The following is a 26,808-nucleotide window of genomic DNA, read 5'->3' as shown; positions in this document are numbered from 1 at the left end:
GTTGGTGTTGAGCCGTCAGGCCATGCCTACCTTAGACCGCACCCGCTACGCGCCGGCCAGCGGGCTGGCCCGTGGGGCGTATGTGCTGGCCGACCTGGGCCCCGGTGAGCCCCAACTGATCCTCATGGCCTCGGGCTCCGAGGTGGGGTTGATCGTGACCGCGGCCGAGCGGCTGGCCGAGAAAGGCGTGGACGTGCGGGTGGTCTCCTGCCCTTCGTGGGAGTTGTTCCTGGCCCAGGATGAGGCCTATCGTGAGCGCGTGCTGCCGTCGGCCATCTGGCGGCGAATCGCCGTGGAGGCTGGCGTGCGCCAGGGCTGGGAGCGCTGGGTCGGCGATCGCGGCCTGATTCTCTCGGTGGAACGCTTCGGCGTCTCCGCGCCGGGGAAAGAAGTCATGGAGAAGTTCGATTTCACCGTAGATGGTGTGTTGGCCCTGGCCCGGCGCCTGTTGGCCGAGGCGTGAGCGCTTCTGGCGGTTTGCCAGATGGTTTTTGAGGAGTAGAAACATGATCGGGCGCAGAAATCTCTTCTGGGGGGTGGTTCTGGCCCTGATGTTGGGGTGGGTAGGGATGATGGGGGTCAGCGCCCAGACCAAGTCAGTGGATGTCCTCCGGCGGGATGGCGAGATCACCATCCTGGCGAATGGGGATGTCCAGGTGGTCGAAACCTGGGAGGTCCGCTTCATCGGCGGGCCTTTCCATTACGCCTTCCGGGAAATTCCCCTGAACAAGGTGGAGGATATCACCGGTTGGAGCGTCGCAGAAGGCGGCCAGGTTTATGAGCCGGGCGACGGCGAAGCAGGAACCTATGTGCTAGACCGCAGCAGCGACAAGATCCGCATCACCTGGTACTTTCCCACTACTAGCGACGCCACGCGCATCTTCATCCTGCGGTACACCCTCAAGGGGGCGCTGTGGATCCACGACAACGGCGATCAGTTCTTCTGGAAGTTCATCGAGGCCGACCGGGCGTACCCGATTGAACAGGCGACCGTGGTGGTGCATCTGCCGGCCGCCTTCAACGCAGAACAAATCCTGACCGAGACCTATCGCAACGGCCAGGCCATGGGCGGCGGGCAGGTCCGCCGGGGAGGTGAAGTGGTCTTTCAGGGCGGCCCTTTCCCCGGCGGGACCGAGTGGGAGATTCGCGTGCAATGGCCCCATGGGGTGGTGCAGGCGTCACCGCCGGCCTGGCAGAAGTGGGAGATGTGGAAGCCGTGGATCAACCTGGGCCTGCTGGCCCTGGCCCTGGTGGTGGCGCTGGGCGGCCCAGCCCTGGCCTACCTGTGGTGGTACACCAAAGGGCGGGATCCCCAGGTGCGGCTCCGCGTCCCGGTGATTCCCCGTCCCCCTGCAGATGTGCCCCCGGGCGTGGTGGGGGTGTTGGTGGACGAAAAGGCCGATATGCAGGACATCCTGGCCACCCTGGCCGACCTGGGCAACCGGGAATACCTGCGCATCGAGCAGGCGTTGACCAAGAGCGGGCGGGTTTCGCGACGCGAGGGGCCGCGCTTTGTGCTGCTCAACCCCGGTTGGAGCGGCCTGCGGCCCTTTGAGCGGCGTTTGCTGGCGGCGCTCTTTGCGCAGCGGTCCAATGAAGTGGAGGCCCTGGCTCAGGTGCGCGAAGCGCTTTCCCAAGGGGTGGGGAAGAAGGTGGCCGAGACCCTGGAGGCCGTGGGCGTGGATGTCGAGGCCGAACTGACCAGGGAAGAGGAGACGCCCCCAGGGTGGCCGGCGAACCTGCGTCGGGTGCGCAGCCTGGCCTCGCTGCGGGAGCGCTTCTACAAACACATCCCAGATATCCAGCGCGATTTGTACGATGAAGTGGTGCGCCTGGGTTACTTTGACAGGGCGCCGGATAAAGTGCGCCAGCGCACCGTAGCGTTGACCGCCCTGTTCTCCGGCCTGCCTCTGAGCGCGGTGGCCTGTGGGCTGGTGAGGCTGGGCAGTCAATTTTGGGGTGCTTTCGCTTTGATGATCGCCCTGATGATAGCCGAGGCGGCGTTCATCGTGGCGGCTTGGTTCATCCCACGCAAGACGCTTAAGGGCGCGCAAGAGGCGGCGAAATGGCAGGCCTTCAAGCGCTATCTGCGTAACATTCGCCGTTATACGCAGCCGGAGGAGGCGAAGGAGGTTTTTGAGCGCTACTTCCCTTACGCCATCGCCTTTGGGTTGGAGAAAGAATGGGTGCGTCAGTTCGAGCCTTTGAATGTGCCGCCGCCGCGCTGGTACACCCCGGTGCCTTACGGCGGCTACGGCTATGGCGGTGTGCCGGGGCGCGTGGGGCATGGCGCCATGCCCACTGGAGCAGGGCGCGGGGCCCCCTCGCTGGACGGGATGGCCCAGGGCGCTTTTACTTCCCTTTCGCAGGTCAGCGATGGGTTGATGAGCGCGTTGAATCAGGCGGCCACCGTCTTTGTCAGCGCCCCCAGTAGTAGCGGTAGCGGCGGTGGGGGCTTCTCCGGCGGCGGTGGCGGAAGGGGCGGCGGCGGCGGTGGCGGCAGCAGCGGTTTTGGATGATCCCCTGTCCGACAACCGGCTCCCCCGATTGCCGGCTTACCGCGAACCGTTATGGCAACACTCAAGAGGTGAACCATGAATCGAGGAAAAATCGTCGGCTTGCTGCTCCTTCTGGCCGGGACAGGCATTTGTGTGCTGACCGGCGCGTTCATGGGGTCGGGGCTCTACACCCACCGGCTGACCATCCCCGGGGCCGTGTTGGGGTTGGTGCTCTTCGGCGGTCTGCCCTTTTTGGTGTTGGGCGGTTTGGGGGGCTATTTCTTCATCCAGGGCAAATCCGAGGAGAAGGCCATGGCCGTGGTGGAAAAGCAGGAGCGCCTGCTGGGGATGATCAAGGCCCACGGCCAGGTGCCACTGGACCAGGTCATGTTGGAACTCCACATGACCCGCGAAGAGGTGACCAACGCCATCTACGAATTGGTCAACCTGGGGCTATTTGCCGGTTACATCGACTGGGACGCCATGGTCTTCTACTCGGCCGACGCGGCCAAAATCGGCACGAATCAGTGCCCCAACTGCGGCGGCATTCGGGAATTCGTGGGCCAGGGCATTGTCAAGTGCCCTTACTGCGGCGTATCCATCTTCATCCCGCCGAATGCGCCGCAGACCCGCGCGGAGCCCAAACCGCCACCTGCCAGTTGAGGGGCGGAGGCAGGTGTCCAGCATGAGGCGAACAAGGAGGCGAACGATGCGCATAGCCGTTGGTTGTGACCATGGAGGCTTCCCTCTCAAAGAAACGGTGATGGCCGCTATCCGCGAGGCCGGGCATGAGGCGCTGGACTTCGGCACTGATTCCCCCGAACGGGTGGACTTCCCCGATTACGCTGAACCGGTGGCGCGGGCCGTGGCCTCTGGCGAGGCCGACCGCGGCATCCTCATGTGCGGCTCTGGTGTGGGGATGGCCATCGCGGCCAACAAGGTGCCGGGGGCGTATGCCTCGGTGTGCCACGATACCTACTCGGCCCACCAGGGCGTGGAGCACGATGGGATGAATGTGCTCTGCATGGGCGGACGCATCATCGGCCCGGCCCTGGCGCGGGAGATCGTCCTGGCCTTTTTGGCCGCGAAGCCTGACCTCGGCGAGCGTTACGCCCGGCGGCGGGAGAAGGTGCGCGTGTTGGAGGGCCAAAGCAACCCTTAGGGCGGGTTAACCTGCTGTTCTCCCAGGCAAAGTGAACACAACATCGGACTCAGGCGTTTGCATGAGCCAAATATTTTGGGTGCTGCGCCGATGGGCCGCGGCCCCCGAGGGTGTGGGCGCTCTGGTGTGGAGCCCGGCCGTGGCGGTGGGCATGGGGGACGGCCGGGTTTGGGTCGCCCCTGATAGGCAAGGGCCGTGAGATGCCGGCCCCCGGAGGCCTATCGCCGGTACTTGCAGCACTCCTGGCGGTTCCCGGTCGAGATGAGGTTGATGGGGTGTTTGTGATGCCTTTCCTCGAGTGGGTCGTGTTGGGCCTGAGCGGCACCTGGCGCCAACGCATGCGCCTGATGAGACGGCCGACTCGTCGCCGCAGTGCCCCTCCTCGGGTGGGGCAGCGTTGTCGCCGTGCCGGTTCTGCTTCGAGGTACCCTTCGAGCGCCGGGAGCCGCGCTGCAGGCGTGGCGGCGGCTCCGGGGATGGAGGCGGCAGCCGCGGCTTTGGCTAAACCGGCTCTGGAAGGGGTATAATCGGAGCATCATTCCCTCCTGGGAGGTGACGGCATGTTCGATCCCGATGCCCGTTTGCGGGCGGTCACGCTATTGGGCCAGTCCTTGTGGCTGGATTACATTCGCCGCGACGAGTTGCGGAACGGCGCCCTGGCCCGCCGTATCGAGCGTGGTCAGGTGCGTGGGGTGACCTCCAACCCCACAATTTTTATGAAAGCCATCACCGGCTCGGAGGTGTACCGACCGGCCATCGAATCCTTGGCCCGCCAGGGCTTGAGCGCCGAGGCCATTTTCGAACACCTGGCCGTGGAGGACATTCAGGCGGCCTGCGATTTGTTCCGCCCATTGTACGACCGCACCCATGGCCTGGATGGCTTCGTCAGCCTGGAGGTCAGCCCGTATCTGGCGCGCGACACCCAGGCCACGGTCCGGGCGGCCCTGCGCTTGTGGGAGCGTGTGGCGCGGCCTAACCTGATGATCAAAATCCCCGGCACCCGGGAAGGGCTGCCTGCCATTGTGGAGGCCCTGGCCGCCGGGGTGAATGTCAATGTCACTCTGCTGTTCTCGGTCGAGCGCTACCGTGTCGTGATGGAGGCTTATCTGACCGCCCTGGAGCGCCGCTTGGAGGCCGGGCAGCCGTTGGATGCCGTGGTCTCGGTGGCGTCCTTTTTCGTCTCGCGGGTGGATACTTTGGTGGATCGCCGCCTGGAGGAAATCGGCACGCCCGAGGCCCTGGCCTTGCGCGGGAAAATCGCGGTGGCCAACGCCAAGATGGCTTATCAGGCTTTCAAGGAGGTCTTCTCCGGCGAGCGCTTTGCCCGTCTGGCCGCCCACGGTGCCCGCGTGCAGCGGCCCTTGTGGGCGTCCACCAGCACAAAGAATCCCGCCTATTCCGACATCAAGTATGTGGAAGAACTCATCGGCCCCCACACGGTGAACACCGTGCCACCGCATACCCTGGCGGCCTTTGCCGACCACGGGGAGCCCCGCCTCACCCTGGAGGCCAGACTTGAGGAAGCCGCCGCGGCCCTGGAGGCTTTGCCCAACCTGGGGATTGATCTGGCCCAGGTCACCGACGAGTTGGAGCGCGCCGGGGTGGATGCCTTCGCCCAGGCCTACGCTGCGTTGTTGCAGGCCATCGACCAGGTGCGCGGCGGAGGAAATGGCGGGTGACCCCCCACCACTTGGGCCCTTGCCAGACCACGCGGGGACGGCGTTACAGCCGTCCCCGCAGTGATTGTCCAAATAAGCCCGCGTTATTTCTTCCGCTTTGCCGCCCAGGTAATGAAGGTGAGCACCAGACGGGGCTGACCGTCGTCGCCGATGTAGTAGGCATCCAGGTGAAAGGCGCCAACCCGGCCTTCGTTGGTGGTATAGCAAAAAGAGCGTCCCAGCACCGCTTGGATGTCGGTAATGGCGTTTTTGTTGGTGTAGGGGGCGTGATAGCAGTCGGCGAAATCCGGGGGCCAGAAGTACAGCGGGCCGTAGAAGTACACCTTGCCGCCCACATGGCCGAATCCGGTGACGGAGAACTGGGCTTCCACACTCCCGTGGTCGAAGTTGATGCTGTTGCCGGGGCCTAGGGTCACCTGACCTTGGCGGAACACCGGCAGCCCTGGCGTGGCCGTGGGGGTGAGGACTTGCAGACGGGCCGTCAGGGTGAGCGGCAGGCTCTCCCCGCTGGCGGTGTCCACCTGCCAGCGGGCCGTGTAGTCCCCGGGTTCTTCCGGCGCGGTGAGAGAGATTTCCAGAGTGATCCTTTTCCCTGGCGTCACGGGGCCATCCAGCGCAACCTCTCCGGGGGCGAAGGGGTTCCCGCCCAGCGGCTGCAGGGTGAGCGGCGGGGACCAAAAACAGGCCCCCATGTTTTCCACCTGCCAGCGCACCGTTTGCTCGCCGCCCGCGACCACCTGGTAGGTGGGCGGTTCGCCCACCAGACGCGCCGCCAGGCAGGGCGTGGTGGGCGAGGGAATCATCGGCGAGGGGGTGAGAGTGGGGGTGGGCGAGGGCAACGCCGTGGGCACGGGCGTTGTAGGCGTTGGTGTGGGCGAGGGCGACGGCACGCCGGGCCAGGTGCAGCCGACCCCAATGAGGAGCAGCAGCGTGAGCAGCCCTGTGCCCGGCCAACATCTGCGCGGCGAGAAGGTTTTGGGAGAAGCGTTCATGGGCTGTCCTCTGGTGGCTACTCTTCCTGGTGGGTTCGTTTTCAAGGCGTGGGTTCCCCTTCCCCCCTTGGTGCGGTGCCTCCTTCTCCCCGTAAGAACACAGGGGCAGTGTTCACTGCCCCTGTCTTGGCCGTTTTATTGGGACTTCTTGGGCGGCTCGAGGACCTTGTCCACCAGGCCATACTTGGTCGCTTCCTCGGCGCTCATGTAGAAGTCGCGCTCGGTATCGCGCTCAATGACATCCAGCGGCTGCTCGGTGTGGTGCGATAAAATCTCGTTCAGCCGTTCTTTGAGCCGCAGGATCTCCTTGGCCTGGATCTCGATGTCCGTGGCCTGGCCTTGCGCGCCGCCCAGGGGCTGGTGCATGTGGATGGTGGCGTTGGGCAGGGCATAGCGCTGGCCTTTGGTGCCGGCGGCCAGCAGCACCGTGCCGAACGAGGCAGTCACGCCCACGGCCACGGTGCTGATGGGGTTGGTGATCATCTGCATCGTGTCATAGATGGCCAGCCCGGCGTAAATCTGCCCGCCCGGTGAGTTGATGTACATCTGAATCGGCGCTTCGGGGTCTTCCCGGTTGAGGAAGAGCAACTGGGCCACGATGAGATTGGCTACCTGATCGTTGATCGGCGTACCCAGGAAGACGATGCGCTCCTTGAGCAAGAGGGAATAAATGTCGTAGGCACGCTCACCGCGCCCTGTCTGCTCGATGACCATGGGGATCACGGCTTGGGGGTTGAACATACCCACCTCCGGGGTGTCAATCTTTGGATTCGCTGGCATCGGAAGCCGGGGGCTCGTCTTGGCCCTGGGGTGCTTTCCCGGACTCCGGGCCCTCGGGGGAAGAGGCCGTTTCTTGGGGTGCGTCTTCCCCTTCGGGGGTGGACTCGGTTTCCTCGGCGTTGGCCTCCTCGTTTTCCAACTCGCCTTTTGCCAGGGCCATCAGGCGCTCCACCGTCCGTCCCAGGGTGATGTCATACGCCACGCTGCTGATTAACCGGCGGACGAAGTCGTTGTCTTTGGCCAGTTGGCGGGCCTGTTTCTCCTCCATGCCCATGGCGATCTCCAGCCAGCGCTGCTGGGCCATGGTCATGACTTCTTCCTCGGAAGGCTCGACTTGCCAGAGTTCGCCCAGTTTTTCGGCCACCAGGCGCTCGCGCACGCGCTGCTCGGCCTCTTCTCGCATCTCGTCACGCAAGGCCGCCTCGTCCATCTCCCGCATCTTGAGGTACATTTCCAGGCTCATCCCCTGGCGGGCCAATTGACCACGCAGGTCGTTGAGCAGAAAGTCCAGTTCGTCCTCCACCATCTTGGGCGGATACTTCACCGTGGCCTCTTCCAGCAGGGCTTTGATGGCTTTGGCGGCGTATTCCTCATCGTAGCGGGATTTCTTTTCATTCTCTAAGGACTCTCGCACGGCCTTGCGCAGGTCTTCTATGGTTTCGTATTCGCTGTTCACCGTCTGTGCGAACGCGTCGTTCAGTTCGGGGAGGATGCGGGACTTGACCTCGTCCACGGCGAAGGTAAAGATCATCGTGGCACCCTGCAATGCCTCGTCTTGCTCGTGGTCTTCGGGGTAGGTGTAGGTGACCTCTTTTTCGTCGCCCTTGCTCAGCCCGACCAGTTCCTGGGAGAAGCCGGGATAGGGCCATTCGTTCTCCTGGGGTTCGCTGTGAACCACCAGGGGCAACTGCCGCGCGGGAAGGGTAATCTCCTCGGGTTCTTCCTCGCCTTCCTTGGGAGGGCGCTGACCCTGTCCACGGATGGTGATGTACACCAAGTCGCCTATCTTCACTGGGCGGTCCACCGGCTCGATAACCGCGTGCATCTCGCGTAGGCTTTCCAGTGCCTGGTCCACTTCTTCCTCGGTGACCGGCTCGGGCTCGTAGGGCAGGCGCAAGTCCTCGAAATTGCCCAACTCCACCTCGGGCGCCAGGGGCACCCGCACCTTGATCACGGGGGTCCCTTCCAAGATCACCTCTTCCAGTTCACCGGGGGCGTAAGGGGTGAGGCTGACTTCGTCCAGGGCCTTGAGGTAGTATTCCTGAAGCAACGCGTCCACGGCTTCCTCAATGACCTCGGCCTCGCCGAGATAGCGCACCACCACCTCGTAGGGCGCCTTGCCAGGGCGGAAGCCGGGAATCTTGACTTTGCGGCTAAGGGTTCGCGCCGCGCGGCGCTTGGCGCGCTCGAATTCGCTGGCCTCAAAGGTCAGCGTCAAATGCGCCTGATGGTCTTCGCGAATTTCCGTTGTGACTTTCAAGGCTCTCCCTCGCTGGTAAGATGATTTGGATAGCGCGGCCATTATATCACGCTTCGTTAACACAAACAGGCGCCCGGCCGACACAAGCCGGGCCTGCCCAGGATGGGCATGGTGGGACTTGAACCCACACGCCTCAGCGGCACCAGATCCTAAGTCTGGCGCGTCTGCCACTTCCGCCACATGCCCTTGCGGGGCAATTATACCATCCCTCCGGAGGGCTTGGGGTATAATTTGGACATTCTTTCTCACCCCATCTCAACTCCGAGGTTCCCCATGGCCAAAGGCAAACTCACTGGCGACCAAATCCGCGCGACCTTCCTCAAGTTCTTCGAATCCAAGGGGCATACCATCGTGCCCTCCTCTTCCTTGGTGCCCGGCGGCGACCAGACGCTGCTCTTCACCAACGCCGGGATGGTTCAGTTCAAGGATGTGTTCCTTGGCCTGGACAAGCGCCCCTACACCCGCGCCACCACGGTGCAGCGTTGTATGCGCGTCTCGGGCAAGCATAACGACCTGGAAAATGTCGGCCCCAGCCCCCGCCATCACACCTTTTTCGAGATGCTGGGCAACTTCTCCTTCGGCGACTATTTCAAGCGCGAGGCCATCACCTGGGCCTACGAACTGCTCACCGAAGTGTACAGCCTCGACCCCGAGCGCCTGTATTTCACCGTCCACCACTCCGACGACGAAGCCTTCCAGATCTGGGTGGATGAGGTGGGCGTGCCCCCGGAACGGGTGGCCCGTATGGGCGACAAGACCAACTTCTGGCAGATGGCCGATGTCGGCCCCTGCGGCCCCACCTCGGAAATCCACTACGACTTTTTCCCCGAACGCGGCCAGCCCCAGGGGGAGGACCTTGTTCGCCATCTGGACGACAACCCTGAAGACCGGTTTTTGGAAATCTGGAACCTGGTCTTCATGCAGTTCAACCAGGCCCCGGACGGCACCCGTACCCCCCTCCCCGCCACGGGCGTGGATACCGGCATGGGCCTCGAACGGATCACCATGATCCTGCAGGGGGTGGACAATTCCTATGACACCGACCTGTTCACCCCCATCATGGACCGCATCCAGCAACTGGCCGGCCACACCGCCGCCCAGCGGGCCGAGCACCTGGTGGCCTACCGCGTGGTGGCCGACCACACCCGCGCGGCCACCTTCCTCATCGGCGACGGCGTGGTGCCGGGCAACGAGGGCCGCAACTATGTCTGCCGCATGATCATCCGCCGCGCGGCCCGCTTCGGGGCCAAAATCGGCTTCACCCGGCCCTTCATAGCCCAGGTGGCCGCGACGGTCATCGAGCGGTTTGGTCAGGTCTATCCGGTGGTGGTCGAGCGACGCGAGGTCATCCTCAACACCATCACCCGCGAAGAGGAACGCTTCGCCCGCACCGTGGAAAGCGGTTTGGCCCATCTCGAGGGCCTGTTGCGCGACCTCAAAGCGCAAGGCCAGCGCGTCCTCGACGGCGAGAGCGCCTTCCGCCTCTACGCCACCTATGGCCTGCCCATGGAAATCACCCGCGATGTGGCCCGGGAGCAGGGCCTGGAGGTGGACGATGCCGGTTTCCACCGCGCCATGGAGGAACACCGCCTGGCTTCGGGCAAGGGCAAGGCTTTTGGCCCGCTGATGGAAGAGGATGTGCACCTTTACCGGAACTTGTTGGCCGAACTCCAGGCTCATGGGAAACTGCCAACCAAAGGGGTGAAACACGACCCCTACGGCGGGCTGGAAACCGAGGGCGAGGTGCTGGCCCTGGTGAAGGACCGCCGCCCGGTGGAAAAAGCCGCGCCCGGCGACACGGTGGCCGTGGTGCTGCCCGAGACCGCCTTTTATGTGGAGTCCGGCGGTCAGGTGTCCGACACCGGCACCATTGTCTCGGTGGCCGAGCCGCGCTGGGAGGTCCGGGTCACCGACACCCGTCGCCCGGTGGCCGGGCTTATCGTCCACATCGGCGAGGTGGTCCGGGGTGAGCCCAGGGTGGGCGACCGGGCCATCGCTGCCGTGGACGCCGCCCGGCGCAAGGACATCATGCGCAACCACACGGCCACCCACCTGCTGCACGCCGCCTTGCGCAGCATCCTGGGCGAGCACGCCACCCAGGCGGGCTCCTTAGTGGCCCCTGACCGCCTGCGCTTCGACTTCAACCATCCCGAGCCGCTGACCCGCGAGCAGTTGCGTCGCATCGAGCAGTGGGTCAACGACGCCATCGCCGCCGACTACCCAGTGACGGCCACCTACAAGAAGCGGGAAGAAGCCTTTGCCGAGGGGGCCGTGGCTCTCTTCGGCGAGAAGTACGGCGAGGTGGTGCGCACCATCACCATCGGCGGCGAGGAGCCCATCTCCCGCGAACTGTGCGGCGGCACGCACCTCAGCCGCACCGCCGACATCGGCGCTTTCTTCATCGTCAGCGAGAGCAGCGCCGCGGCCAATGTGCGCCGCATCGAGGCCGTGACCGGGCGCGGGGCCTACGCCTTCGCCCGCCACCGCCTGGACCTGCTGGACGAGGCCGCCGAGCGCCTGAAAGCGCCGGTGGAACAGGTGCCCTCCAGGGTGGAGGCGCTGCAAGAGGAATTGGCCGCGGCCCGCAAAGAGGCCGCCTCCCTGCGGGATCGGCTGGCGGCCGGAGCCTTCGAGGCGCATCTGAGCAACCCGCCCCAGGTAAAGGGCGTGCCCGTGCTCACCGCCTTGCTGCCCCAGGCCGACGCCGACACCCTGCGTCGCATGGCCGACCGCTTCCGCCAGAAGCATCCCACCGGCGTGGCCGTGCTGGCCTCGGCCAAAGGCGGCCGACCGCTCATCGTGACGGCGGTCAGCGCCGATCTGGTGAAGCGCGGCCTGCGGGCCGACGAACTGGCGCGCTTTGTGGCCCGGTTCGTCGGTGGCGGGGGCGGCGGCAAGCCTACCCTGGCCCAGGCTGGGGGCAAAGACCCCGCCCGCCTGGACGAAGCCCTGGCGGCGATCCCCGACTGGGTGGCCGAGCGACTGTAGCCCCTCATCCCTCCAACAAGAATGACCCCGGTGGGCGGAGCGCCTGGCCGGGGTTTTTGCCTGCCTGCCCCAGGCCGCTCTTCCCAACGCCACCAAGTAACCAGTCAACCAATCCACCACCATGCGCAACTACCCGCCTCAATTCTGGCTCATGTTCGTCGGGATGCTGCTGGCCACCTTAGGGGCCAGCATGCTCTGGCCATATTTGCTGATTTACGCCTCTGAGCGCCTGAACGCTCCGTTGGCCCAGGTGGGCAGCCTGTTTACCATCAACGCGGTCATGGGGCTGCTGGCCGCTTTGCTAGCCGGGCCGGTAGTGGATACCTGGGGGCGCAAGGGGGTGTTGGTCATCAGCCTGCTGGGGGCAGGGGCGTGTATCTGGCGCTGGGGTGGGCCGCCTCCTGGTGGGCCTTTGCGCTCCTCATGGCGCTGTGGGGGTTGTTCTCGCCTCTCTATCGCGTGGGCGGCGACGCCATGCTGGCCGATCTGGTCACCCCCGAGCGCCGCCCCGAAGCCTACGCTCTGTTGCGCATGGCCAACAACCTGGGCGTGGCTGTGGGCCCGGCGATAGGGGGCTTTCTGGCGGCGGCGTCGTATCGCCTGGCGTTCTACGCAGCGGCCGGGGGCTTCGTCATCTACGCCTTGCTGCTCCTGTTCGCCGCCCGCGAAACCCTGCCCGGGCAGGGGCGCCTGGCCTGGGACGCCGTGCGCCGCGCGGCGCTGGAGTATCTTCAGGTGGCCGCCGACCACGCCTTGCGGGGGATACTCCTGGCCTACCTGTTGGCGGTGATGGCCGCCGCGTTGATGTGGATTTTCCTCAGCCTGTATCTCAAGACCCGCTTCGGCATCCCCGAAAGCCGGTTTGGCTGGCTGGCCACCACCAACGCAACCTTGGTGGTGCTGTTTCAATTTGCCGTCACCCGGCGAGTGGAGCGGTTTTCCAGTTTGCGGGTGATGGCCGCCGGGGCCACTCTGTACGGCCTGGGCATCGGGAGCATGGCCCTGGGGCGCACCTTTGGGCACTTTTGGCTGAGCATGGTGATGGTCACTTTGGGGGAAATGCTGCTGGTGCCCACGGCGTCGGCCTATGTGGCCAACCTGGCGCCGCCCGACCGTCGGGGGCGCTACATGGCGGCCCTGGGTCTGGTGTGGAACCTGGCTTCGGGGCTGGTCACGCCCGTGGGCGGCTGGCTGAGCGACCGCGTTCACCCCGCCTCGCCTTGGATGGCGGCGCTGGTGTTGGGGTTGGCTGCGGCAGCGGTGTTCTTGTGGCAGGATCGCCGGACCTGGAAAGTGACCTTACCGGTTTCGCTCTCCGATTGAGCCTCGCGGCTTCCCCCTGAGGGAGGGTGCGCAAGTCGCTCACCGTCCAGGGCCCCACAACCGGCGCGGTCGGGAAAGGAAAAAGGCCATCCCGGCGGGGATGGCCTTTTTGCCTGGGGAGGGGCCTTACGCCCCGAACTTGGTCAGCCTCCCGGCATGGGCCAGGGCTAAGGGCATGATCTCCTTGGCCAGGAAGGTGCCCAGGCCGCCCTGGGCGCAGGCCGTCTCGCCGTATTCGGTTTGGGCGTCCGGCCGGGCGGTGAGGGGCGCCCAGAGCAGGGTGGGCACCGGATGCCAGGAGTGGCTGCGCCACTTGGCCGGGGTGGAGTGGTCGCCGGTCACGATGAGCACATCAGGTTTGAGGTCGAGCAGCAGGGGGAGCGCCTGATCCACCTGCTCGATGACATGGGCCTTGCCCTTGAAGTCGCCGTCCTCGCCCTTCGAGTCGGTCTTCTTGATGTGCACGAAGAAGAAGTCGTAATCGTCCCAGTAGCGGGCCACGGTGCGGAATTCATCGGCCGGGGTATCGCCTTCCAGGTCGGTGATGACCTCCATGCCGACCAGTTTGGCCACGCCGCGATACATGGGATACACGGCCACGCAGGCCGGCTTGAGGCCATAAGCGGCTCCGAAATCGGGCAGTTGAGGGTTGGTGGCGAAGCCGCGCAGGGTGACGCCGTTGGCCCTGGGGTGGTCGGCCAGGACTTCGCGAGCCCTGGCAAGCCACTGGTTGAGCAGGTCGGCGGTGCGTTTCGCTTCTGGGGTGTCCTCGGTGGGACGGACGGGTAGAGGGGGCACGCCCGTGCGTTGGGGGTCGGTGTCGGCCAGGGCGGGGGAGAGGCCGTCGCCCCGCAGACGGATGACGAAGCGGTACTCCTTGACTTGTTTGACGGTGACCTCGACCCCGGGGAGGGTGATTTGGGCCAGGCGTTCCATTAAGGGGGCGGCCTCTTCGCTGGGGATGCGCCCGGCGCGGCGGTCCACGATGTTCCCGTCAGCATCCAGGGTGCAGAAGTTGCCGCGGGCGGCCACATCGCCGGGCCGGACATCAAGGCCCACACCCAACGCCGAGAGCACGCCGCGGCCCACGGGGTGGTGGAGCGGATCGTAGCCAAAGAGGGCCAGGTGGGCCGGCCCCGAACCGGGGATAATGCCCGGCGCAATCGGGATGGTTTGCCCCAAAGTCCCCTCGACGGCCAAACGGTCCAGATGGGGGGTGTGGGCGTATTCCAGTTCGGTGACGCCGCCGGGACGCAAGGGGAGCCCCCCCAGCCCGTCCAGGACCAGCAGGACGATTTTGCTGCCGTTGGGTTGTAACAGGGGTTTCAGATATTTCGCAGGCATGTTCACCTCCTTGGCGGGCGTGAAAAACCCCCGGGGGAGAGATGCCCCGGGGCGAGGCGATCAGCGGGCTAGGTTACGCCGGTTGGGCGACTCGTTGGAAAGGGATGGCTTTTTCTGTCTCCGGATCGAAGAGATGCATCTGACTCATGTCGAAAACCACCTGGCCTTTTTCGCCCATGCGGTAGGTGGAGCGGGGATCCACACGGGCGATGAAGGAGTAATCTCCGGCGTGCAGGTAAACGAAAATTTCGTTGCCCATCAATTCGGTGACTTCCACCCTGCCCTCGACAGGCTGCCCCAAGATGCCCGGCGGGGCGTATTTGGGGTCGTGGATGTGCTCTGGCCGTACCCCCAGGATCACGGAGCGGTTGAGATAACTCTGGTAGGCTTCCTTGCGCTCGTCAGGCACCTGGACGGAGAAGGCGCCTGTGTCCACATAGAAATGCCCTTCGCTTTGCCGCAACGTGCCGCGGAAGAAGTTCATCGCCGGCGACCCAATGAAGCCCGCCACGAACATGTTGGCCGGATGATCGTAGAGGTTCTGCGGCGTGTCCACCTGTTGTAACACGCCCTGGTGCATCACGGCGATGCGGTCGGCCATGGTCATAGCCTCGACCTGGTCGTGGGTCACATAGATGAAGGTGGTTTGGAGGCGCTTGTGGAGTTTGGAGAGTTCCGCCCGGGTTTGTACGCGCAGTTTGGCGTCCAGGTTGGAGAGGGGTTCGTCAAAGAGGAACACCTTGGGGTTGCGCACAATGGCCCGTCCCACGGCGACCCGCTGGCGTTGGCCACCGGAGAGTTGACGCGGCTTGCGGTCCAGCAGGTGGACGATGTCCAGGATTTCCGCGGCCTCGTACACGCGGCGCTTGATTTCATCTTTGGGCACCTTGCGCAGTTTGAGGCCGAAAGCCATGTTGTCGAACACGGTCATGTGGGGGTAGAGGGCGTAGGACTGGAAGACCATGGCGATGTCGCGGTCTTTGGGCGGCACATCGTTGACCACCTGGCCGTCGATCAAGATGCGCCCTTCGGTGACTTCCTCCAGCCCGGCCAGGCAGCGTAGAGCCGTGGTCTTCCCGCATCCCGAGGGGCCGACCAGAACCAGAAACTCTTTGTCGTTGATCTGGAGGGTGAGATCATTGAGGGCCACGACTTCCCCAAAGCGTTTGGTCACATGGTCATAGGTCACGCTGGCCATAAGTCGCTCCTTGTGTGAAAAAATTCGCCCGCGGTTTGAACACGGTGGAGGAAGGACGCCATCCGATGGCAGGTGCGCCATGCCCTGGCCGCCGCGCCCCTTGGGGGCTTTCGCTCTCAGGGGAAGTCATCCCCAGGGCCAAGGTTTGTGCTCTACAAGCCCTTTCGCCTGCCAGCCGGGAGGATGGCTACGGCCCCTTTGGGGCCTCGCCATGACACGGGGCTTTTGCTGTGCCTTATGCGCATCCGAGTCTCAGCGCCAGTCCTGACTATTATAGCCCAGATTGGTGAGGTTGGGGTAGAAAGCAGGCGCTTAGGCGCTTCGCATCCTCAAACGGGCATAACCCGGGCTTAGTCGGCCAGGTTATAGAAGAAGTGCACCAGGGCCATGATCCCTTTGCGCCAGGTAGGCAGGTGGAGGTTTTCGTTGGGGGCGTGGAGGTTACCATCGGGCAGGCCAAAACCAGTGAGCACAGAGTCCTTGCCCAAAATTTCCTGAATCTGCGCCACCACGGGGATGCTGCCCCCTTCGCGTTTGTAGGCCGGTCGCACGCCCCACACCTGCTCCATGGCCTGGGCCAGCGCTTGCACCCAGGGCGATTTGCGGTCGGTAATGGAGGCCGGGCCGCCGTGCATCACCTCCAACTCCCAGCGGATGGTGGGTGGGGCGTGCTGCTCCAAGTAGGCCCGCATCTGGGCGGCCACTTCGTCGGGGTCCTGGTCGGGCACCAGGCGGCAGGAAATCTTGGCCATGGCGTAAGCCGGGAGCACCGTCTTGGCCCCCTCGCCGATGAAGCCGCTGTACAAGCCGTTGACCTCCAAAGTGGGCCGGGCACCGACCCGCTCCACAGGGGTGTAGCCGGCCTCGCCCCACAGGGCGGGCGCCCCCGTCTGTGCTAAGTAGAAGGCCTCGTCCATGGGCAGGCGGGCCAATTCGGCCCGTTCTTCGTCATCCAGTGGGCGCACTTTGTCGTAAAAGCCGGGCAGGGTCACGCGGCCCTGTTCGTCGTGCATGCCGGCGATGAGTTCGGCTAAGGCCTGGGCCGGGTTGTGCACCACGCCGCCGTAGATGCCGGAGTGCAGGTCCTGCTTGGGGCCGTAGACCCGCAACTCAAAGTAGGCCAGCCCGCGCAAGGCGTAGGTGATGGTGGGCAAATCCGGCGCGATCATCCCGGCGTCGGGGTTGAGGCAGAAGTCGCAGGCCAGCAGGTCTTTGTGCCCGGCGATGAAGGGGGCCAAGTTGGGCGAACCAACCTCTTCCTCGCCCTCAATGAGGAATTTCAGGTTGATGGGTAGGCCGCCGTGCATGGCTGCCTCGGCGGCCTTGAGGGAGGCTATGACTTGGCCTTTCATGTCCGTCGCGCCGCGGGCGTAGAGGCGTTCCCCCCGCACTGTGGGCTCGAAAGGCGGCGAATGCCAGGCCTCCAGCGGCTCGGCGGGCTGCACATCGTAGTGACCGTAGACCAACACCGTGGGCGCGTTGGGCTGCACGGCGCGCAGTTCGCCGTACACCACCGGGTGCCCAGCAGTGGGGAACACCTGCACGTTTTCCGCGCCGATGGCCCGCAGGTTCTCGGCCACCCAGTTGGCCGTCCGCTCCATGTCGGCTTTGTGCTCCGGCAGGGTGGAAATGGAGGGGATGCGCAGGAAAGATTCCAGTTCGGCTAGGAAACGCTCGGCGTGCTGCTCGAGGTAGGCTAAGGCTTGTTCGCGGGACATCGTTCCTCCTCATAGGGGTGAGTCAATGGGATAGCGGCTCTAGTTTGTTCCAGGCCGCCAGAGATAATCTTACCACCGGATGGCGGACCTGTGTATGCCGCGAACATGGACCGCGGATGATGCGGAAGGCACGGGGGACCGCGGAGGCGCAAAGGACCGGGTGCGAAACCACCCACGGCGCAACGATGGCACCCCACATCGTAAGAAAAAACCGCCCGACGCCGGGAGCATCGGGCGGTTTCGGTCACGCCGCGCGGGGAGCCCCTGCTACGCCTGGCCGAACTTTTCGCGCAGCAGGTCCTCCAGGGTGGGTACGCCGATTTCCTGCAACTCGTAGCGTACCCGCTGGTAAGGCTTGTTCAGTTTGAGCAGGCGGCCTAAATCGATGGGGGTGCCCACGATGACCAGGTCGGCCTCGGCGCGGTTGATAGTCTCTTCCAACTCGTGCCTTTGCTCCTTGCCGTAGCCCATCGCCGGGAGCACCGCCCCTGTGTTGGGGTACTTGGCATAGGTCTCGCGGATGGAGCCCACGGCGTAGGGCCGCGGGTCCACGATTTCGGCCGCGCCGAAGCGTTTGGCCGCCACCCAGCCCGCGCCGTAGGCCATCTCGCCGTGGGTCAGGGTGGGACCGTCTTCCACTACCAGCACCCGCTTGCCGCGGATGGCGGCCGGGTCGTCCACGAAGATGGGCGAGGCCGCCTCGATGATCAGCGCCTCGGGGTTCAGGGCGTGCAGATTCTCCCGCACGGCGAGCACGGCGTCGGGCTCGGCCGTGTCCACTTTGTTGATGACGAACACATCGGCCATGCGCGCGTTGGCCTCGCCGGGATGATACTTCATCTCATGACCGGACCGATGCGGGTCGGCCACCACAATGTGGAAATCGCTCACATAGAAGGGGAGGTCGTTGTTCCCGCCGTCCCAGAGGATGATGTCGGCGTCCTGCTCGGCCTGGCGCAGGATGGCTTCGTAATCTACTCCGGCGAAGACGATCATCCCGTTGTCCAGGTGGGGTTCGTACTCCTCGCGCTCCTCGATGGTGCACTCGTGTTTGTCCAGGTCCTCGTAGGTGGCGAAGCGCTGAACCCGCTGTTTGACCAGATCTCCATAGGGCATGGGGTGGCGGATGACGGCCACCTTGTACCCCATATCACGCAGGATGAGGGAGACGCGGCGGGTGGTCTGGCTTTTGCCGCAGCCGGTGCGCACCGCGCCGATGGAGACCACGGGCTTGCTGCTCTTCAACTGGGTGCTGTGCAACCCCATCAGACGGAAGTCGGCCCCGGCGGCGATGACTTGCGAGGCCTTGTGCATCACATATTCGTGGGACACATCGCTGTAAGCGAAGACCACCTGGTCCACTTTGAGGTCACGGATGAGCCGGGGAAGTTCGCTTTCGGGGTAAATGGGGATGCCCTTCGGGTAGCGTGCGCCGGCCAGTTCGGCGGGATATACACGGCCTTCGATATTGGGGATCTGGGTCGCCGTGAACGCCACCACTTCGTAATCCGGATTGTCGCGGAAGAACACATTGAAGTTGTGGAAATCACGCCCGGCAGCGCCCATGATGAGAACATGAACTGGAGCCATGTTTTCCTCCGTGGATTTGGGGATTAAAACGGAACCCCCATGGGGGTTCAATGCCAATCCCTCCCCTCCCTGACTAAGGCGGGAAGAAGGGCGGGGGTGGGAGAGAGCACAACAGATAGCCCCCGAAAACGGGGGCCGTGGGGTTCACATCACTTCGGGGGCGGGAATCGCCAGCAAACGCAAGGCGTTGGCGATGGCTTGCCTGGCCGCAGCCACCAGACGCAAACGGAAGTCACGCACTGCTGGCTCGGCGGTGAGCACCGGGCACTGGTTGTAAAAGTCGTTGAAGGCGCGGGCCATTTCGTAGGCCAGGTTGGCGATGTGCAGGGGCTTGTACTCCTCGGCGGCCCGCTGCACCGCGCCCGGCAGCGCCGCGATCCGCGAGATCAACTCCACCTCGGTGGGATGCAGGTCGTGGCTCGGCGTGAGCCCTTCGGGCACGGCGAAGTTCGCCTTGCGAAGGATGGAGTTGGCCCGCACATGGGCGTACTGGATGTAGGGCGCGGCCACGCCTTCGAAGTCCAGGGCCTGTTCCCAGTCGAAGGTGACAATTTTCGTGTTCTCCCGGGCCAGCATGGGGTACTTGATGGCGCCCATGGCCACGGCGAAGGCCACCTTGCCCTTCAGGGTTTCGTCCAGGTGGGGGTTCTTTTCTTCCACCACAGCGCGGGCGCGCGCCCGGGCCTCGCGCACCAGGTCGTCCAGCAGCACCACCGTGCCCTCGCGGGAGGACATGGTCACATTGCCCGGCAGGTTGACGATTTCGTAGGCCAGGTGGTGGAGCCGGTCAGCCCATTCGTAGCCCATGAGTTCCAGGGTCTTGAAGATTTGCTTGAGGTACAGCGACTGGCGCACATCGATGACATAGATGCTCTGCGCCAGGTCGGGGTACTCCTGAAACTTGAGGATGGCCAAGGGTAGGTCTTTGGTGGCGTAAAGGGAGGTGCCGTCGGAGCGCAGCACCACATAGGAGCGGTAGGTTTCCTTCTCCAGGCCCAGCAACTGGTCGAGGTGGACCACCACCGGCCCCTCAGGGCGCTCGTCGGTGGCGATGCCTATCTCGATCATGCGCTCCACCAGTTCCTTGCCCGGCTCTTCTACCTCGCTCTCGAAGTACACCCGGTCGAAGTGCACATCCAGCAGGCGGTAGATCTGCTCGAAGCCTTCCAGGGACCACTGGCGGGTCTTCTCCCACAGGGCCACTACTTCGGGCTCGCGGGCGTCCCAGCGAGCGAAGAGGGCGCGCACCTCGGCTTCCAGTTCAGGGTGTTCGTCCAGCCGACGGGTGGCTTCAGCGTAGAGGTCACCCATCCAGCGGGTTTTGTCTTCGGCGGGCGGCTCTTCGCCCGCGTGGTACTTCATGTAGTTCCACAGCCATTTGATCACATGTAGGCCGATATCGCCGATGTAGTTGGCCCGCACTACCTCGTACCCGGCGGTCTCTAAGATGCGGCAAACGGCCTCGCCCAAGATGACATTGCGCAGGTGGCCCACATGGAAGGCCTTGTGGGTGTTGGGCTGGGAGAACTCCACCATGACCCGCTGGCCCTTGGGCTCGCCCTGGCCGAAGCGGTCGCCCTGCTCGAGCACGGTGTCCAACACCCGGCGGCTGTACACGGCGGGGTCAAAGTAGAAGTTGAGGTAGCCTTTGACCGCCTCGATTTTGGCGAAGCCGGGCAGATCGTCTAAGTGTTCGGCCACGGCCTGGGCCAGTTGGGCCGCTCGCTGCGGCACGGGCACCCCTTTGAGCCGCCCGCTACGCGCCTCGTCGGCTGCCAGTTGAAAAAAGTTGATGGAGATGCCCCAGGTACCCTTGGCCAAGTTCAGCGGCGCCCAGGGGAAAGTGTCCGGCTCTGGCACGCCCTGCTGGCGCAGAAAGGCGCGGATGCGCTCTTCGATGGTGCGTTGCTCTTGCGCAAACATAGCCCCTCGCTTTCGTGCAAGCAGGAAAACGGGAGCCCTGCCCCTGCAGGCTCCCGTGACCCTTTCCTCACGACCCGCCCATGCGGGTCTACGCGCCCTGTTGCTGGGCTTCCAGGGCGTTGAGGCGCTTGGTGAGACGGCTCTTGTAGCGCGCCACCGTGTTCTTATGCAGAATGCCCTTTTCGGCCGCCTTGTCCAAGGCCTTGATGGCCATGTGGGTGTACTGGCGGGCGGCTTCCAGGTCGCCCGCGGCCATGGCCTTGCGAGCCTTCTTGATGAAGGTGCGGGCCCGGCCCCGGAACCAGCGGTTGCGCAGGCGGCGCTTCTCATTTTGGCGCATGCGTTTGAGTGCAGACTTCGTGTGCGGCAAGGTACTCCCTCCAAACCAAAATTCGTTCACAAACTTCCCAACGGTTGCCCATTTTACTTCAGAGCCGGGGTTTTGTAAAGGAAGGTCCGCTGAAGTCGGTAGCGGAAAGGTCACTGGCCCTGGTGGCCTCTGGCCATGGAGGCAGGAGCACGCTCAGGGCCCGCTGGCGGTGGAGCAGGCCCAGGGCCCGGCCTTCTGCGTCCACTACCACCAGCCACCTGCGGTTGGCGGCCAGTATTTGGGCCAGGGCCTCGCCCAGGGTGGCCTCGGCCGAGGCGGTGAGCACGCCGGGCGACATCAAGTCGCGGGCTGTCAGCCCCTGGGTTGGGGAACAACGCCGGTGGAGCAGGGCGTCCAGCAGGCCGGGGCGAGCCTTAGGGAGCCACACGGGCCAGAAGATCGGCGTCGGTGATCAGGCCCAGTGGCCGCCCCTGGGCGGCCACCACGACGACCCGGCGGGCCCGGTGGGCGAGCAGCGCATCCCCCACGGTCGCCAGGCCGTCGTGCGGCGTCACCGTGGGGAAGTCCGGGGTGAGGATGTCTTCGGGCGGTGTCTATGAGATGGGGCTCGCGGCGGCGTGCTCAGGGGGCCGATCAGGGGGCCCACAGTGCGCAGCACATCCACGTGGGAGAGCATCGGTGCGCCGTCATATCCTCCTCTTGGCCGAGATGCGCAGCACATCCACGTGGGAGAGCATCCCCACCAGTGGGCTCTGGCGGTCCACCATGGGCAGCCGCTTGAGTCCCTCCTTGGACCATGGGCTGGACGGCGCGTCCCAGAGGTTCGTCGGCCTGGGCGCTGATGGGGGGCGCGCTCATGGGGATGCAGGTTGCGATGGGTGTAGGCCACCACCTGGACGGTTTCCACGGTGAGCAATCCTTCGCGCAGCATGGGGCGGATGAGGTCCACCGCCTGGACAATGCGTTCGGGAGTGTCCACACTTCCAGGCGCAGAGGGAGGTCGGTGGACAGGCGCAAAATGGCGGCGGTGTGGATGATCGAATGGGCGCCGAAACCGGCCACCCCGCAGGTAACGGTGCCTCCGGCCAGGCCATGGGCTTTGAGGGTCTCCAGCAGGGCCAGGTAAAGGGGCTTGCCCTGCCAGCGGTCGCTTTCACCGAAGTAGGCGGTGAGGTGTTGGGCTTCCAGGGGGAAGGGGCGATAACTCATCGGGGGTCTCCTGGTGAAGAGGCTGCGGTTTCATTCCATAGCGTAGCGGGCGGTGGCCCCCCAAGATGGCGCCCAGGGCCACGGCGAGGTAGTTGCTCATGGCTTGCTCCCAGGGTGAGGTGCGGCGAGGGGAGAGCATGCAAAAAGCCCTACCAGAATGTGGTAGGGGGACGCAGAAGTTCAGGGGAACAGGCGCCGGGCCTTGACCTCCGCCACTGCGTCGGAGCGGTAGCGGTACAGCCGGGCCGGGCGCCCTTCGCCGATGCGAAAGTGCGGGGTGGCTTCGATGATGTCCGCCTGCAGGATGCGACGACGGAAGTTGCGCTTGTCCAGTTTTTCCCCCAGGATGATTTCGTAGACCCGTTGCAATTCGCTGAGGGTGAACTCTTCGGGGAGCAGTTCAAAGCCCACCGCCGTGTACTCCAGTTTGTATCGCAGACGGCGCACCGCGTAAGCGATGATCTCGGCGTGGTCGAAAGCCAGCGGGGGCAGGTCGTCGGTGGGGAACCAGCGCGCCTGGGAGGCGTCGTCGCCCCCCTCGGCGCCGATAGGCCTACCCGCGGGGATGAGGGCGAAGTAGGCCACGGTGATCGCCCGGCCACGGGGGTCGCGGTGGGGGTCGCCGTAGGTGTAAAGTTGCTCCAGGTAGGCCTGCGTGACGCCCGTCTCCTCGGCTAACTCGCGCAGGGCGGCCTCTTCCAGCGATTCGTCCATGCCGATGAACCCGCCGGGAAGGGCCCATTGGCCGGCAAAGGGGGGCCTTTTGCGTTGCACCAACAGCACTTGCAGACGTTCTTCCCGCACGGTGAAGACGACGACATCCACGGTCACCATGGGGCGCGGATAGGGATAACGATAAGGCTTGGCATCCATGGCAAGCCTCCTCCTCTAAGGCGCTCTTACTATACTTTCATTGTGGGATGCGGTCAAGCCGGGAAAACTTGACGAAAAAGAACATGTGTTCTATAATCGAGACCCAGGCAACCCCTTTTCCCTTTCTCACCGGGAGGTTGGCAATGGCGGCGCAAAAGGTTCGTTTCAGGGTGTCTTTTCCCTGGCAACGGGGGTGGTTGTTGGGCGGGCTTTTGCTGATAGCCCTGTTCTTTTTCGAGATGTTCAACTACAGCACCACCGATTTCGCCCTGCGGGATTTGTTGGGCAATTTGCGGTTTTTAGGGCTGCGTTGGGCGACGATTCTGGCCATTGCCTTCTGCGGCATCGACTTTGCCGGTATCGCGCGTTTGTTCACGCCGCAGCAGGGGCGTGATGATCCGGCCGAGGTATGGTACCTGTTTGGCGCCTGGATGCTGGCCGCCACGATGAACGCCATGCTCACCTGGTGGGGCGTTTCTGTGGCCGTACTGAGCCATGAAGCCCTGGGGAACGCCATCCTCAGCCGCGAAACCTTGCTCAAGGTGGTGCCGGTTTTTGTCGCCCTTCTCGTGTGGCTCATCCGTGTGTTGCTCATCGGTACCTTCTCCCTGGCGGGGGAGCGGTTGTTCACCGTAGGGCCTCGCCCGAATCCCGCGCCTCGCGCCCGGGCCGCCGCTGCCGCAAGGATGGGCCGGGCGACCAGCGTCCGGGCCGAACCGACTTACCATCCCGTGGGGATGCAGGCGTCCTCCCATGGCGTCCGGCGGTTTTGACTGGCCCGAGGTGGAGGCTGCGCCTGAGGGGGTGCAAGGCACCGCCGGCCCCCAGGGATGTTTGCTGGGCTTCCTCATCCCGCTGCTGGGGCTGGTGCTGGTGGCCCTGGGGACGGCACTGGTGAGCGCCGTGCAGTGGCCCACTCAGGCCGCGGCGACCCCTAAGCCACCGCAACAGGCCCAGGTGGCGCCTCAGCCCCAGGGCGCGGCGGAGGCCGCAGCACGGCTGGCACCGTTTTTCACCCCCGAGGTGCAGTACTGGGCTCCTCTAATTCGCCGCTGGAGCGAGGACTACGGTTTGGACCCCAATCTCATCGCCACGGTGATGCAGATTGAGTCCTGCGGTGACCCGCAAGCCCTCTCCCGCTCCGGTGCCCGGGGGTTGTTCCAGGTGATGCCCTTCCACTTTCGCCCCCATGAGGACCCCTTTCAGCCCGATACCAACGCCCGCCGGGGACTGACCTATTTGCGCCAGGCGCTGCAACGCGCCCAGGGCGATGTGCGTTTGGCATTGGCCATGTACAACGGCGGCCCTGGGGTCCTGACCTGGCCTATGGCGTACTGGCCGGCCGAGACGCAACGCTATGTGGGTTGGGGCGTAGGCATTTACGCCGACGCCCAGGCGGGGAAATCCACTAGCCCCACCTTAGCGCGTTGGCTGGCGGCGGGTGGGGCTTCGTTGTGCCAGCGGGCACACCGCCGCCTGGGCCTGCCGTAGCCCTCTCAGGTGGCGTTTCCTTCTCCGTTGCAGGGTTGACCCTCGGCAAGCAGCGGGAGCCGCACGGTAAACAGGGCGCCTTTGCCGGGTTGAGAAGTCACTTCAATGGTCCCCTGGTGGTTTTGCACAATCCAATAGGTGATGGACAACCCCAGCCCGAACCCTTTGGAGCGTTGCCGGGCGCGGTCAGCGCGGTAAAAACGCTCGAAGAGATAGGGGATATCTTCGGGGGGAATGCCCAGCCCGGTGTCCTGGACCTCCAGGAGGGCTTCGTCTTCCTTAGGGAAGAGCCCCACCCGCACCTCACCGCCGTCGGGCGTGTACTTGAGCGCGTTGCTCAGCAGGTTGAGGAGCATCTGCTTCAGCCGGTCGCGGTCGCCGCACACGGTGGCCGGTTCCAGCGGCTTCACCAGCAGGCGCAGGTGCGGCTTTTCGCGGGCCAGCACGCGCACCTCCTGGGCCACTTCGAGCACCAGTTCCTCCAGGGGGACGAGCTTCCGCTGGAGGGGGAGGTGGCCGCTTTCGGCCTGGACCAGGAAGAGGAGTTCTTCCACCAGGCGGGTGAGGCGGTCGGCCTCCTGCTCGATGCTTTGCAGGGCTTCGGGGTCCGCTTTGCCAAAGCGGCGCATCAGTTGGACATTGCCTTTGATCACGGTGAGCGGTGTGCGCAGTTCGTGGCTTACATCGGCCAGAAAGCGGCGTTGCACGGCGAACTGGTGCTCCAAGCGGGTCAGAGTGTCGTTGAAGGCATGGATGAGGGCCCCGATTTCGTCACCTTCGTGGCGCCGGGGAAGGGGAATACGCCGAGAGGGGTTGCCGGTTTCGGTGATGGTTTGCGCGATGCGGGTGGCTTCCTCCAGGGGGGCCAATTCGCGGCGGATGGCCCATCCCCCGATGAGCAGGGCCAGGCCCACGGTGAGCAGCAGGGCTGTTGCCAGGGCGGTGACCAACACCCGGCGGGCTTGATCCACGCTGGTGAGCAGGGCGGCCACCTGCAGCACGGCCACGGGGCGTCCGCTGAGTTCCAGCGGTACGGTGAGCACGCGCAGGCGGGTCTGACCGATGCGGGTCTGGCGTAGGGTGGGATGCCCCTGGCGCAACCCCACCGGGTCCAGGGGTGTGGTGATGGCGCCCAGGTTGGGCGAACTTTGCTGGAGTTTCCCTGTGGGGCTCCACACCTGGACGAAGACATTGGCGGTGAAATCCAGGTTGGGCAGGCTGAGCGCTTTGACATCCCCCACGGCGCTGACCTGGATGCTGGCGATGAGGTCCTGGGCCGTCTGGAGGAGGGTGGCGTCCACCTGGCGCACCAGCAACACACTCAGCAGGGCGTACACCGACGCCCCAAACAGCAGCAGCATACCACCGATGAGGGAGGTGTAGAGCAGCGTCAGGCGGGTTTGCAGGCTCATGGGGTCTCTTCGCGCAGCACATACCCCACACCCCGCACGGTGTGCAACAGGCGGGGTTCGCCTCCGGCTTCCAGTTTGCGCCGCAGGTAGCGGATATAGACTTCCAGGATATTGCTTTCGCCGCTGAAGTCGTGTCCCCAGACTTCGCTGTAGATTTGGGGGCGTGTAAGTACCTGGCGGGGATGCTTCATGAACAATTCGAGCAGTTCATACTCCCGGGCGCTGAGGTCGATGATGCGGTCGCCGCGGCGGGCCTGACGGGTACCGGTGTCCAGTTCCAGGTCGGCAAAGCGGAGCACCTCGGGGGCTTCGCTGGTCTGCGTGCGGCGCAGCAGGGCGCGGATGCGGGCCAGCAGTTCATCCAGGTTGAAGGGCTTGGTGAGGTAGTCGTCGGCCCCCATGTCCAGCCCTTCCACCCGATCCTGGATCGCATCTTTGGCGGTGAGCATTAACACGGGCCATTGGCCGTGGGCCCGCAGACGCCGTAGAACCTCCAGCCCGTCCATCCCCGGCAGCATCCAGTCCAGAATGACCAGATCCGGCAGGGTTTGGAGGGCCATTTCCAGACCGGTTTCGCCGTCAGTGGCCACATTCACCGTGTACCCTTCGTAACTCAACGCCCGCCGCAGAAAGCGGACGATGCCTTCATCGTCTTCAATTAAAAGGATGCGAACGCTCATAGGGCCTCCAGAGTGCGCCAGGTGTCTGCTACCTGTGGCTCAGGGTAGAACCGTTGGTCCTGTCCAGTATAACAAACCTTGAGATGGAGTGCCAAACCGAAAAAGGAAGAATACCTCTTGCCATCTTGCCACTCTGG

At 64.6% G+C, this 26,808-nt stretch carries 24 protein-coding genes, 1 tRNA gene and 1 pseudogene; 10 read left to right on the top strand and 16 right to left on the bottom strand.

The features are described from left to right. The 5 genes from G4O04_05370 to tal all read left to right on the top strand — a co-directional run. Window positions 1-463, top strand: a 463-nt coding sequence (locus tag G4O04_05370) for a transketolase (protein ID HEY57949.1), incomplete at its 5' end; no start/stop codon positions are given. 43 nt (window positions 464-506) lie between these two features. Next, entirely contained in the window at window positions 507-2,519 is a 2,013-nt protein-coding gene (locus G4O04_05365; protein HEY57948.1) for a DUF2207 domain-containing protein, read from the top strand. 75 nt (window positions 2,520-2,594) lie between these two features. After that, window positions 2,595-3,161, top strand: a complete 567-nt coding sequence (locus G4O04_05360; GenBank protein ID HEY57947.1) for a hypothetical protein — start codon at window positions 2,595-2,597, stop codon at window positions 3,159-3,161. Window positions 3,162-3,207: 46 nt separating this feature from the next. Next, a complete protein-coding gene (gene rpiB / locus G4O04_05355) occupies window positions 3,208-3,660 on the top strand; it encodes a ribose 5-phosphate isomerase B (protein HEY57946.1) in 453 nt (150 codons plus the stop codon). A gap of 560 nt (window positions 3,661-4,220) precedes the next feature. Next, window positions 4,221-5,339, top strand: coding sequence for a transaldolase (gene tal / locus G4O04_05350; protein HEY57945.1), 1,119 nt, complete (start codon window positions 4,221-4,223; stop codon window positions 5,337-5,339). Between the two features lie 83 nt (window positions 5,340-5,422). On the opposite strand, the gene G4O04_05345 is transcribed toward tal, so the two are convergent. From G4O04_05345 to G4O04_05330, 4 genes are all read right to left on the bottom strand, one after another. Then, complete coding sequence (locus G4O04_05345; GenBank protein HEY57944.1) at window positions 5,423-6,331, bottom strand: hypothetical protein; 909 nt, start codon at window positions 6,329-6,331, stop codon at window positions 5,423-5,425. Between the two features lie 135 nt (window positions 6,332-6,466). Next, on the bottom strand, window positions 6,467-7,072 hold the full coding sequence (locus G4O04_05340) for an ATP-dependent Clp protease proteolytic subunit (GenBank protein HEY57943.1): 606 nt from the start codon (window positions 7,070-7,072) through the stop codon (window positions 6,467-6,469). Between the two features lie 16 nt (window positions 7,073-7,088). Then, window positions 7,089-8,591, bottom strand: a complete 1,503-nt coding sequence (gene tig, locus G4O04_05335) for a trigger factor (protein HEY57942.1) — start codon at window positions 8,589-8,591, stop codon at window positions 7,089-7,091. A gap of 103 nt (window positions 8,592-8,694) precedes the next feature. Then, a tRNA-Leu gene (locus G4O04_05330) sits at window positions 8,695-8,777 on the bottom strand. Window positions 8,778-8,864: 87 nt separating this feature from the next. Between G4O04_05330 and alaS the strand changes: the two genes are divergently transcribed. From alaS to G4O04_05315, 3 genes are all read left to right on the top strand, one after another. Next, window positions 8,865-11,579: an alanine--tRNA ligase gene (gene alaS / locus G4O04_05325; GenBank protein HEY57941.1), complete on the top strand. Its 2,715-nt coding sequence runs from the start codon at window positions 8,865-8,867 to the stop codon at window positions 11,577-11,579. Between the two features lie 121 nt (window positions 11,580-11,700). Further along, a complete protein-coding gene (locus G4O04_05320) occupies window positions 11,701-12,150 on the top strand; it encodes an MFS transporter (protein ID HEY57940.1) in 450 nt (149 codons plus the stop codon). Then, a complete protein-coding gene (locus tag G4O04_05315; protein HEY57939.1) occupies window positions 12,054-12,902 on the top strand; it encodes an MFS transporter in 849 nt (282 codons plus the stop codon). The genes G4O04_05320 and G4O04_05315 overlap by 97 nt, the downstream gene beginning before the upstream one ends. A gap of 126 nt (window positions 12,903-13,028) precedes the next feature. Here G4O04_05315 and G4O04_05310 read toward each other — a convergent pair whose 3' ends face one another. The 10 genes and pseudogenes from G4O04_05310 to G4O04_05265 all read right to left on the bottom strand — a co-directional run bounded on the left by G4O04_05310 (window position 13,029) and on the right by G4O04_05265 (window position 23,088). Further along, window positions 13,029-14,246, bottom strand: a complete 1,218-nt coding sequence (locus G4O04_05310) for a 2,3-bisphosphoglycerate-independent phosphoglycerate mutase (GenBank protein HEY57938.1) — start codon at window positions 14,244-14,246, stop codon at window positions 13,029-13,031. Between the two features lie 73 nt (window positions 14,247-14,319). Next, a complete protein-coding gene (locus tag G4O04_05305; GenBank protein ID HEY57937.1) occupies window positions 14,320-15,444 on the bottom strand; it encodes an ABC transporter ATP-binding protein in 1,125 nt (374 codons plus the stop codon). Between the two features lie 350 nt (window positions 15,445-15,794). Beyond that, the gene (locus tag G4O04_05300) at window positions 15,795-17,162 is read right to left on the bottom strand and encodes a dipeptidase (GenBank protein ID HEY57936.1); all 1,368 of its coding nucleotides are present in this window, start codon (window positions 17,160-17,162) and stop codon (window positions 15,795-15,797) included. 267 nt (window positions 17,163-17,429) lie between these two features. Next, window positions 17,430-18,752, bottom strand: a complete 1,323-nt coding sequence (locus tag G4O04_05295) for a GTPase (GenBank protein HEY57935.1) — start codon at window positions 18,750-18,752, stop codon at window positions 17,430-17,432. Between the two features lie 144 nt (window positions 18,753-18,896). After that, window positions 18,897-20,675, bottom strand: coding sequence for an arginine--tRNA ligase (gene argS / locus G4O04_05290; GenBank protein HEY57934.1), 1,779 nt, complete (start codon window positions 20,673-20,675; stop codon window positions 18,897-18,899). An 88-nt stretch (window positions 20,676-20,763) separates the two neighbouring features. After that, complete coding sequence (locus tag G4O04_05285) at window positions 20,764-21,045, bottom strand: 30S ribosomal protein S20 (GenBank protein ID HEY57933.1); 282 nt, start codon at window positions 21,043-21,045, stop codon at window positions 20,764-20,766. Window positions 21,046-21,103: 58 nt separating this feature from the next. Further along, complete coding sequence (locus G4O04_05280; GenBank protein HEY57932.1) at window positions 21,104-21,433, bottom strand: CBS domain-containing protein; 330 nt, start codon at window positions 21,431-21,433, stop codon at window positions 21,104-21,106. After that, a complete protein-coding gene (locus G4O04_05275; GenBank protein HEY57931.1) occupies window positions 21,420-21,560 on the bottom strand; it encodes a hypothetical protein in 141 nt (46 codons plus the stop codon). Before G4O04_05275 ends, G4O04_05280 begins: the two co-directional genes overlap by 14 nt. Next, window positions 21,557-22,215 (bottom strand): annotated as a pseudogene (locus G4O04_05270) (DUF190 domain-containing protein). The gene G4O04_05275 and the pseudogene G4O04_05270 overlap by 4 nt, the downstream one beginning before the upstream one ends. Before the next feature lie 180 nt (window positions 22,216-22,395). Beyond that, window positions 22,396-23,088 carry an NUDIX hydrolase gene (locus tag G4O04_05265; GenBank protein HEY57930.1) on the bottom strand — a complete coding sequence of 231 codons (693 nt, stop codon included), beginning with the start codon at window positions 23,086-23,088 and terminating at the stop codon, window positions 22,396-22,398. A gap of 170 nt (window positions 23,089-23,258) precedes the next feature. On the opposite strand from G4O04_05265, the gene G4O04_05260 reads away from it, so the two are divergent. Continuing rightward, window positions 23,259-23,861 carry a hypothetical protein gene (locus G4O04_05260; protein HEY57929.1) on the top strand — a complete coding sequence of 201 codons (603 nt, stop codon included), beginning with the start codon at window positions 23,259-23,261 and terminating at the stop codon, window positions 23,859-23,861. Continuing rightward, window positions 23,842-24,579, top strand: coding sequence for a lytic transglycosylase domain-containing protein (locus G4O04_05255; GenBank protein HEY57928.1), 738 nt, complete (start codon window positions 23,842-23,844; stop codon window positions 24,577-24,579). Before G4O04_05260 ends, G4O04_05255 begins: the two co-directional genes overlap by 20 nt. 5 nt (window positions 24,580-24,584) lie before the next feature. On the opposite strand, the gene G4O04_05250 is transcribed toward G4O04_05255, so the two are convergent. Together G4O04_05250 and G4O04_05245 are read right to left on the bottom strand one after the other, a co-directional pair. Next, window positions 24,585-25,991, bottom strand: a complete 1,407-nt coding sequence (locus G4O04_05250) for a HAMP domain-containing protein (GenBank protein ID HEY57927.1) — start codon at window positions 25,989-25,991, stop codon at window positions 24,585-24,587. Further along, entirely contained in the window at window positions 25,988-26,671 is a 684-nt protein-coding gene (locus G4O04_05245) for a response regulator transcription factor (protein ID HEY57926.1), read from the bottom strand. Before G4O04_05245 ends, G4O04_05250 begins: the two co-directional genes overlap by 4 nt. Window positions 26,672-26,808 lie beyond the last annotated feature (137 nt).

This window comes from Anaerolineae bacterium (genome assembly GCA_011176535.1).
Lineage (GTDB): Bacteria > Chloroflexota > Anaerolineae > Anaerolineales > DRMV01 > DUEP01.
Note: the sequence above shows the minus strand (reverse complement) of the source record. Positions and strands in the feature narration are given on the sequence as shown.